The 7,541-nt window shown below is 73.8% G+C and carries 9 protein-coding genes and 1 pseudogene; 4 read left to right on the forward strand and 6 right to left on the reverse strand.

What is annotated here, in order from left to right:
- The 3 genes and pseudogenes from ABD353_RS29190 to cobU all read right to left on the reverse strand — a co-directional run.
- Positions 1-502: adenosylcobinamide-GDP ribazoletransferase (locus ABD353_RS29190; protein WP_344626687.1), on the reverse strand; the 502-nt coding region annotated here is incomplete at its 3' end.
- A 1-nt stretch (position 503) separates the two neighbouring features.
- A complete protein-coding gene (locus tag ABD353_RS29195; protein ID WP_344626688.1) occupies positions 504-1,622 on the reverse strand; it encodes a nicotinate-nucleotide--dimethylbenzimidazole phosphoribosyltransferase in 1,119 nt (372 codons plus the stop codon).
- 11 nt (positions 1,623-1,633) lie between these two features.
- A pseudogene (cobU, locus tag ABD353_RS29200) lies at positions 1,634-2,251 on the reverse strand (bifunctional adenosylcobinamide kinase/adenosylcobinamide-phosphate guanylyltransferase); the annotation flags it as partial.
- Between the two features lie 37 nt (positions 2,252-2,288).
- Here cobU and ABD353_RS29205 point away from each other — a divergent pair.
- Complete coding sequence (locus ABD353_RS29205) at positions 2,289-2,489, forward strand: hypothetical protein (RefSeq protein ID WP_344626689.1); 201 nt, start codon at positions 2,289-2,291, stop codon at positions 2,487-2,489.
- Positions 2,490-2,510: 21 nt separating this feature from the next.
- Here ABD353_RS29205 and ABD353_RS29210 read toward each other — a convergent pair whose 3' ends face one another.
- Both ABD353_RS29210 and ABD353_RS29215 read right to left on the reverse strand, forming a co-directional pair.
- Positions 2,511-3,356, reverse strand: a complete 846-nt coding sequence (locus ABD353_RS29210; protein ID WP_425555277.1) for a class I SAM-dependent methyltransferase — start codon at positions 3,354-3,356, stop codon at positions 2,511-2,513.
- Between the two features lie 35 nt (positions 3,357-3,391).
- Positions 3,392-3,985 (reverse strand): DUF3043 domain-containing protein, encoded by a 594-nt coding sequence (locus ABD353_RS29215; protein ID WP_344626690.1) that lies wholly within the window; start codon positions 3,983-3,985, stop codon positions 3,392-3,394.
- A gap of 269 nt (positions 3,986-4,254) precedes the next feature.
- Between ABD353_RS29215 and ABD353_RS29220 the strand changes: the two genes are divergently transcribed.
- Both ABD353_RS29220 and pspAA read left to right on the forward strand, forming a co-directional pair.
- Positions 4,255-5,037 carry a PspA/IM30 family protein gene (locus ABD353_RS29220; protein ID WP_344626691.1) on the forward strand — a complete coding sequence of 261 codons (783 nt, stop codon included), beginning with the start codon at positions 4,255-4,257 and terminating at the stop codon, positions 5,035-5,037.
- A gap of 42 nt (positions 5,038-5,079) precedes the next feature.
- On the forward strand, positions 5,080-5,373 hold the full coding sequence (gene pspAA / locus ABD353_RS29225; RefSeq protein WP_344626692.1) for a PspA-associated protein PspAA: 294 nt from the start codon (positions 5,080-5,082) through the stop codon (positions 5,371-5,373).
- An 86-nt stretch (positions 5,374-5,459) separates the two neighbouring features.
- On the opposite strand, the gene nadA is transcribed toward pspAA, so the two are convergent.
- A complete protein-coding gene (gene nadA / locus ABD353_RS29230; protein ID WP_344626693.1) occupies positions 5,460-6,641 on the reverse strand; it encodes a quinolinate synthase NadA in 1,182 nt (393 codons plus the stop codon).
- Between the two features lie 215 nt (positions 6,642-6,856).
- On the opposite strand from nadA, the gene ABD353_RS29235 reads away from it, so the two are divergent.
- Positions 6,857-7,541: NADP-dependent oxidoreductase (locus tag ABD353_RS29235; protein WP_344626694.1), on the forward strand; the 685-nt coding region annotated here is incomplete at its 3' end.

The raw sequence follows: 7,541 nt of genomic DNA on the forward strand, positions 1-7,541 counted from the left end.
CCAGTCCGCCGGGCCGGGCGGCCGGCACGCCGCGGCGGCAGCCCCAGGCGAGCGCGCAGAGCCCGGCGAGGGCCGCGGTGAGCACCGCGAGTGCGCCGCGGCCGAGCGAGGCGTCGAACTGCCCGGCCAGCGCGGCGATCTGACCGAGCATCACTAGAAGCAGCGTCAGCACGCCGAACGGCCCGATGTCCGACTGCTTCATGATCCGCAGTGCGTCCTCGGCCGGCTTGCCGCTGCCGAGGCCGTCGGCGACGTCGGCCAGGCCGTCCAGGTGCAGGCCCCGGGTCAGTGCGGCGAGCGCACCGACCGCGGCGACCGCGCCGAGCAGCCCGCCCGCCCGCCACGCGGCGAAGGCCCCGGCACCGGCCGCGATCAGGCCGAGTACCGCGCCGACCACCGGGGCGGCGAGCATCGCCCGTCCGGCCGTCGGCCGGTCCCAGCGGTCGACCCGGACCGGCAGCACCGAGAGCGTGCCGAAGGCGAAGCGCAGCCCGTCCGGCACGTCAGCCGAGGCCCAGCAGCTCCGCCGCGGTGGGCAGCTTCGCCGGCGGCCGCGGCTCGGCCTTCGCGGCGGCCGGCACCTCGCCGGGCTCCGCCAGGGTGTCGGAGGCGGCCTGCAGCAGCGGCAGCGCCAGCAGCGCGCCGACGCCCTCACCGGCCTTGACACCGAGCTGCTGCACCGGGGTCAGGGTGAGCCGGTCGTACGCCTTCGCCTGCGCGGGCTCGCCGCTGTCCTGCCCGGCCCGCCACCACTCGGGCGCCCGGAAGGCGACCCGCTGGGCGACCAGGGCGCAGGCCGCGGACACCACGCCGTCGAGCACCACCGGCAGCCGGCGGACGGCGGCCTGCAGCAGGAAGCCGGTGATCGCGGCGAAGTCCGCGCCGCCGGTCGCGGCGAGCAGCGCGAGCTGGTCGCCGAGCACCGGCCGGGCCCGCCGCAGCGAGTCCCTGACGGTGGCGCACTTGACCATCCACACCCGGTCGTCGACGCCCGAGCCGCGCCCGGTGACGGCCGCCGCGTCGGTGCCGCACAGCGCGCCGACCAGGACGGCGGCGACCGTGGTGGACCCGGTGCCGATGTCGCCGAGCAGCACCAGGTCGGTGCCGGCGTCGGCCTCCTCGTCGGCGATCGCCATGCCGGCCCGGAAGGCCCGGGAGGTCTCCTCGGCGGTCAGCGCGTCCTCGACGTCGATCCGGCCGGAGCCGCGCCGCACCCGGTACTGCGACACCTCGGCGGGGAACTCGTGCGGCTCGGCGTCGACCGCCATGTCGACGACCCGCACGGCCGCGCCGTAGCGGCGGGCCAGCAGGGCGACCGGCGCGGTGCCCTCCAGCACGGCGTGCACCCGGGCCGCCGTGCTCCGGCCGGGACCGGGCCGGGAGACGCCGAGTGCGGCGACGCCGTGGTCTCCGGCGAACAGCAGCACCTTCGCGGCGGCCACCGGCCGCACGGGGGCCGCGCCCTGGACGGAGGCGAGCCAGGCGCCGAGCTCCTCCAGCGAGCCGAGGCCGCCCGGCGGCAGGCCGAGCTGCTGCCGGTACTCCTCGGCGGCCTTGCGGGCGGCCTCGTCGGGCCGCTCGACGAGGGAGGAGAAACTGTCGAGATCCACGGTCGTGTCCATCGCTCGGAAGGCTACACGGCACCGGCTTTGACGGTCAGCACCTGCCCTGCCACGACGAGCAGCACCTGCTCGGAGGCGTCGGCGACCGCCATGTTGAGGCGTCCCAGGGTGTCCCGGAACCGCCGGCCGGCCGCCGTCGCGGGCACCACGCCCATGCCCACCTCGTTGCTGACCGCGACCGCGGGCCGCCGGGTCGCCGCCCAGGCCGCGGCGAGCGCCTCGCAGCGCCGCTGCACGGCCTGCTCGCCGCCGCCGTGCCAGCTGTCGTCGGACCAGGCGCCGTGCTCGTCCATCACGGCGGTGAGCCAGAGCGCGAGGCAGTCGATCAGGACCGGGGCGGTGTCCTCCCGGTCGGCGAGCACCGCCTCCAGGTCGCAGGTCTCGGCGGTGCGCCAGGAGGCGGGCCGGCGCTCCCGGTGCAGGCGCACCCGGTCCGCCCACTCCCGGTCGCCGTCCCGGGTGCCCGAGGTGGCCACGTACAACGCGTCCGGGTACGACGCGAGCATCAGCTCGGCGCGGGTGGACTTGCCGGAGCGGGCGCCGCCGAGGACGAGGGTGCGGGGGAGTGCCATGCGGATCATCCTGCCGCACGGGGTATGGCGGTGCGGCGGGGCGGGCACGCTAGTGTGCGCACGTCGAGGTCACCGAGCGGGAGGAGTCCGACACATGGTGTGGACGTGGCGGTTCGAGCAGCAGGACGGCACCGGGGTCGACCAGCCGGGCGGCCAGGAGGAGTTCCCGGGCCAGGGCGACGCCGAGTCGTGGATCGGCGAGACCTACAAGCAGCTGCTGGCGGACGGCGTGGACCGGGCGGTCCTGCTGGAGGACGACCGCGAGATCTACTCGATGAGCCTGCACGAGGCCTAGGAAGGCCGCCCGCCCACGTGTCTACTTGGCGCCGACGAGGTGGAGCAGGCCGGCGACCTGGCGGTACGGGTCCTGCCGGCCGGCCCGCTCCTCGGCGTCGAGGAGCTGGGCGAGCTGCCGGCCGTCGACCGGTGCCGCCTCGTCGGGTGCGGCGTCGGTGAAGACCCGGACGCCGTACCAGTGGCGCAGCGGCACCGAGATGCCGGAGAGCGTGGTGGTCAGCTCGCCGAGCCGGTGCGCCCGGGCGGGGACGCCGTACCGGTCGGTGCAGCGGTAGGAGTCGAAGGCGGCGAGGGCGGTGCGCCAGTCGCCGGCGAGCGCGGGGCGCATGGCCAGCGCGTCGGCGTTGCGGACGAGCAGCGACAGCACGCCGCCGGTGTCGAGCACCCGGGCGAGCGCGGCGAGCAGCGGGTCCGGGTCGGCGAGGTACATCAGGGCGCCGTGGCACAGCACGACGTCGAAGGAGCGCGGCGGGAACCACCGCCCGCAGGCGTGCCCGTCCCCGCCGATGAGCCGCACCCGCGCCTGCACGTCGGCGGGCTCGGCCGCGACCGCGGCCTGCGCGGCGCCGAGGGTGACCGGGTCGGGGTCGACGCCGGTGACGGCGTGCCCGGCGCGGGCCAGCCGCACGGTCTGGGTGCCCTGTCCGCAGCCGACGTCCAGCACCCGCAGTCCCGTCCGTCCGGCGAGCTGCTCGGCGAGCTGCCGGGTCAGCAGCTCCTCGCGGACGGTGCTGCGCAGGCCGCCCTGCCGGGGCGGCCAGGGGGCGGCCGCGTGCCGGCCGCCTCCGCCGACGGCCGGCAGCCGGTCGTGGCCGCCGGCGCCCTGCCCGGGCAGCGCGTACAACCCGGGCTGGTCCGGCTGCACCGGCAGGGCCCAGGCCGGCGGGACCGGCTCCGCGGTCAGGGCCGCTCGCCCCGCTTCACCTTCGGCTTGGGCAGCCGCAGTCGGCGCATCTGCAGGGTGCGCATCAGGCCGTAGGGGACGGCGCCGCGGGTGTTCTCGTTCGGGAAGCGCTCGCGCAGGGCCTTGCGCAGGCCGAGGCCGAGCCGGGCGAAGTCCAGGATCACCAGGACGAAGAAGACCACGAAGAGCAGCGTGGAGAGCAGCTGCAGGGCCGGCACCTTGACGATGCTGAGCACCAGCACCACCACGGCGTACGGCAGGAAGAACTCGGCGAGCGACCAGCGGGAGTCGACGAAGTCGCGGGCGAAGCGCCGCACCGGGCCCTTGTCGCGCGCCGGCAGGGCGCGCTCGTCGCCCTCCAGCAGGGCGGTGCGCTGCTTCTCGCGCTCGGAGCGCATCCGCTCGCGGGACTGCCGGGCGGCCTCCTTGCGGTCCTTGGGCACGGTCACCCGGGTCCGCCGGCTGGCCTCGGCCTCGCTGCGCTTCGGCGTCGGGCGGCCCTTCTTGGCCTGCGGGTCGCGGGGGGTCTTCTCGTCCTGCTCGGCCAGCGCGGTCGCGGCGGAGGAGGCTTCATCACGGCGTCGGAACACACCCCCAGCGTACGTGCTGGCCGGGTGCTTTCCGCAGTGAGCGTCGGCACGAACGGATATCGATCGGGCGGCGTGTCCCGTACGGGGGGCCCTCCGCGGGGCGGATCATGGTCTCAGGGTCGGCTCCACCCCAGGAACGATGACCGGCAGTGTGCGGCTGTAGCAGTCTTGTTGCAGCTCGTGCACTGCGGCGACCAGCTCGCTGCACATAGACTCGACGTGTTACGAGACGGAATTCGCAGGCCCGTAGAAGGGGGCACCCGAGGCCCATGAGCGACGGAATCATGAAGCGTATGGGGCTGATCTTCCGCTCCAAGGCCAACAAGGCACTGGACCGTGCGGAGGACCCGCGGGAGACGCTCGACTACTCGTACCAGAAGCAGCTGGAGCTGCTGCAGAAGGTGCGCCGCGGCGTCGCCGACGTGGCCACCTCGCGCAAGCGCCTGGAGCTGCAGCTGACGCAGCTGCAGCAGCAGTCCGCGAAGTACGAGGACCAGGGCCGCAAGGCGCTCTCGCTGGGCCGTGAGGACCTCGCCCGCGAGGCGCTCACCCGCAAGGCGAACCTGCAGTCCCAGATCACCGACCTGGAGACCCAGTACCAGCAGCTGCAGGCCGAGGAGGAGAAGCTCACGCTCGCCTCCCAGCGGCTGCAGGCCAAGGTGGACGCCTTCCGCACCAAGAAGGAGACCATCAAGGCGACGTACACGGCCGCCCAGGCGCAGACCCGGATCGCCGAGTCCTTCTCCGGCATCTCCGAGGAGATGGGCGACGTGGGCCTGGCGATCCAGCGGGCCGAGGACAAGACCGCGCAGATGCAGGCGCGGGCCGGCGCGATCGACGAGCTGCTCGCCTCCGGTGCGCTCGACGACGCCAGCGGCCTCGGCCGCAAGGACGACATCGAGGCCGAGCTGGAGCGGGTGGCCGGCGGCAGCGACGTCGAGCTGGAGCTGGCCCGGATGAAGGCCGAGCTGACCGGCGGCTCTCCCGCCGCCGCTCCGCAGGCCATCGAGCAGGGCCAGCAGGACTCGTCCAAGATCAACTACAACAAGTAGCAACCGGACAGCACCACGAACCGGACAGGGAGACGCGCCGGCATGATCATGAGGGTCATGGGTGAGGGGCAGTTCCAGGTCGGCGAGAGCCACCTGAACCGGCTCAACGAGCTGGACGACGAACTGCTCAAGGCAGTGGAGTCGGGTGACGGCGGGCGTTTCAAGGCCGCGCTGGACGCGCTGCTGGGCGCGGTCAAGGAGTTCGGCAGCCCGCTGCCGGACGAGTCCCTGGAGCCGTCCGACCTGATCCTCCCGGACGCGGAGGCGACCATCGACGAGGTCCGCGAGATGCTGCGGACCGAGGGCGACGGCCTGATCCCCGGCCTGCCGAATTAGGTCTCGTGACACCGAAGGGCGGGCACCCCACGGGGTGCCCGCCCTTCGGCGTGCTGCGCGCCGCCCGCCGGCGGCGCGGCGGAACGTTACGGCAGGGCCAGCATCCGGTCCAGCGCCGCCTTGGCGTACTTCTCGGTCTCCGGGTCGACCGTGATCACGTTCGGCACCCGGCCCTCGACCAGCGACTCCAGTGCCCACACCAGGTGCGGCAGGTCGATCCGGTTCATGGTCGAGCAGAAGCAGACCGTGCGGTCGAGGAAGACGACCTCCTTGTCCGGGTGGGCCTTGGCGAGCCGGCGCACCAGGTTCAGCTCGGTGCCGATGGCCCACTTGGAGCCGGGCTCGGCGGCGTCCAGCGCCTTGATGATGTACTCGGTCGAGCCCACCATGTCGGCCGCGGTGACGACCTCGTGCTTGCACTCCGGGTGCACCAGCACGGTGACGCCGGGGATCCGCTCGCGGACCTCGTTCACCGAGTCCAGGTTGAAACGGCCGTGCACCGAGCAGTGGCCGCGCCAGAGGATCATCTTCGCGTTCCGCAGCTGCTCGGCGGTCAGGCCGCCGTTGGGCTTGTGCGGGTTGTAGAGGACGCAGTCGTCCAGCGAGAAGCCCATCTCCAGGACGGCGGTGTTGCGCCCCAGGTGCTGGTCCGGCAGGAACAGCACCTTCTGGCCCTGTTCGAAGGCCCACTCCAGCGCCCGCTTCGCGTTGGAGGAGGTGCAGATGGTGCCGCCGTGCCGGCCGGTGAAGGCCTTGATGTCGGCCGAGGAGTTCATGTACGAGACCGGCACGGTCACGTCGGCGATCCCGGCGTCGGTGAGCACGTCCCAGCACTCGGCGACCTGCTCGGCGGTGGCCATGTCGGCCATCGAGCAGCCCGCGGCGAGGTCCGGCAGCACGACCTGCTGGGCGTCGGTGGTGAGGATGTCCGCCGACTCGGCCATGAAGTGCACGCCGCAGAAGACGATGTACTCGGCCTCCGGGCGGGCCGCCGCGTCGCGGGCCAGCTTGAAGGAGTCGCCCGTCACGTCGGCGAACTCGATGACCTCGTCGCGCTGGTAGTGGTGGCCCAGGATGAACACCCGGTCGCCGAGCGCCTCCTTGGCGGCGCGGGCCCGCGCGACCAGGTCCGGGTCGGAGGCGGCGGGCAGGTCGCCCGGGCACTCGACGCCGCGCTCGCTCGCGGGGTCGGCCTCGCGGCCGAGCAGCAGCAGCGCCAGGGGCGTCGGAGAGGGGTCGACGCCGTAGGTCTCGGTGGTGGTGGTCACGGGCGGGTGCCCTCCTGTGCGGCCGATCTTCCGGCCCCTGCCGAGCTGCGGTGGTACCGCGGGGCCTTCTCGTCTATCTGACGCTATCTATGATAACCCGTTAGCGTCACTCTGACGATGGACGTTCTGTCGATGTGACGAGAACCGCTCTCCGGATCGGAGCCTTCCCGGCGTGGCCGAACCGATATCCGGCCGCGATCGCGTTGTCTTGGAGCATGAAGGCCATTGTGATCAGGCAGTACGGCGGCCCCGACGTCGTCGAGTACACCGACGTGCCCGACCCCAAGGTCGGCCCCGACTCCGTCCTGGTGCGGGTGAAGGCCGCCGGCGTCAACCCGGTCGACTGGAAGCTCCGCGAGGGCCACCTCGACGGCATCATGGACGTCCACTTCCCGCTGATCATGGGCTGGGACCTGGCCGGCGTCGTCCAGGCCGTCGGCGGCGGCGTCACCGAGTTCGCCCCCGGCGACGAGGTCGTCGGCTACGTCCGCAAGGACTCCGCCGAACACGGCACCTACGCCCAGCTGGTCGCCGCCCCCGTCCGCACCCTCGCCCGCAAACCCGCCTCGCTCGACTGGGCCCAGGCCGGCGGCCTCCCGCTCGCCGGCCTCACCGCCCACCAGGCCCTCGTCAAGGCGCTGCGGATCCGCGCCGGCCAGACCGTCCTGGTGCACGCCGCGGCCGGCGGCGTCGGCAGCCTCGCCGTCCAGATCGCCACCGCCCACGGCGCCCGGGTCATCGGCACCGCCGGCGAACGCAACCACGCCTACCTGCGCGAACTCGGCGCCGAACCGGTCGCGTACGGCGAGGGCCTGGTCGACCGCGTCCGCGCGATCGCCCCCGACGGCGTCGACGCCGCACTCGACCTGATCGGGGGGGGCGCCGGCGGGGGCTCCCCCC

It is taken from the genome of Kitasatospora arboriphila (assembly GCF_039528095.1).
Lineage (GTDB): Bacteria > Actinomycetota > Actinomycetes > Streptomycetales > Streptomycetaceae > Kitasatospora > Kitasatospora arboriphila.